The sequence below is a fragment of the Vibrio sp. 661 genome (genome assembly GCF_033339315.1).
Lineage (GTDB): Bacteria > Pseudomonadota > Gammaproteobacteria > Enterobacterales > Vibrionaceae > Vibrio > Vibrio alginolyticus.
On record NZ_JAWOUJ010000063.1, the window covers coordinates 1 to 1367 of the forward strand.

The 1367-nt window shown below is 43.6% G+C and carries 1 protein-coding gene; it reads right to left on the minus strand.

Annotation, left to right across the window (positions count from 1 at the left end; genetic code table 11):
* Positions 1-1199: SPFH domain-containing protein (locus R7P69_RS24685; RefSeq protein WP_318121752.1), on the minus strand; the 1199-nt coding region annotated here is incomplete at its 3' end.
* Between the last annotated feature and the right edge of the window lie 168 nt (positions 1200-1367).

Below are 1367 nucleotides of genomic sequence, written 5' to 3' on the forward strand. Positions count from 1 at the left end.
CCTAACGCCGCATACTTACCTTTTAGGACTTCAGATTCTGCGCGACCTTTCGCTAATATCGCTTTCGCTTCAAACTCTGCGGAAAGTGCGTTTGCTTTTTGAATCGCTAAGTTAGCCTCGGCAATTGCCAACTCTTTCTCTTTCTCAACTTCTGCAAGTCGTTTGGTTTTTTCCACTTCGACGATTTCACGTTCCGCGATTTGGCGCGCAACCTCGACCTCTTTTTGCTGTGAAATAATCGCCAACTCTTTCTGACGCTGTGCATCTTGCACTTCACGAGTACGTTGAATTTCTTTCCGTAGCTGCTCCGTTTCTGCCTGTGCTTTCGACGTTTCTTGTTCCTGAATCGCACGAATGCGATCCGCCACTAAACGCTTTTTATCCGCCAGCAATTGGTCGAGCTGTTTCTCTGGTTGTGGATCACCAATGGTCACCTGCGTTACCTGAATACCGTATTGTTGCAACGGGTTATCTTGACGAATCGGTTGCCCGGTTTTGTCTACGACTGGCACGGTTTTCCAAACCAGCTGATTGGTACGTTGCAATTGGTTCGCGTTAGCCTGATTAGCCCCAACAGGCGCAAGGTCTAGTTCTTCCACTTCAACCTGACGTCGCTCTGTAAGATAAATTCCCTCTCGCAACTGATCACCAAGTTTCGATTTGAACTGGTTCAAACCACCTTGGAAAAACTCTTCTCCGGTGTATTGCGTAGCGGTAATCACTGTCACGTTACGCGCATTTTTCACAAGTAGTGCGTCGATCAAGTTGTTGTTATTGCGAAACTCACGATGCATCTTTTTTAGAGCTTCTGGATCGTTACTCAATTTAAAGCGGAACGTCACTGGTATTTGGCCAATATAGGTATCAGCGAAACGAACTTGAACCGAATCAAGACGTTGGTAAAAGTCTTCACCCTTGCTGTTACCAAAAGACACAGTGATCACTTGATCGTACTTAGTGATTTTGGATAGAAACGGCATCCGGAAATGAATACCAGGTTCAGTAAACACATCCAACTCACCAGTGATGTTGTTTTGATGCACATAACTATAGCCAGCATCTGTCATCAAAACCGAACTGTTGATCGTTAAGCCTACAGCCAATAAAGGCACACCAATCAATGCCGCTTTTATCCCGCGATGAAGCAACTGACGTCGTTCTTCTACTTTTAAGCCTTGTCCTAAGCTTCTGCTTTCCATGTTTTTCTCCTTATTATTTCGGTTGTCATTGAGTTAAATCGATGAAAATCAAGCTGCTATGCAACTCGCTGACAACAGGTGTTAATGTATCAAATTGTTACATTAAGAAATAATCGAAAGATTCATGAAATTAATGCGATTTTTACGAACAATACAAAATCGATAAGA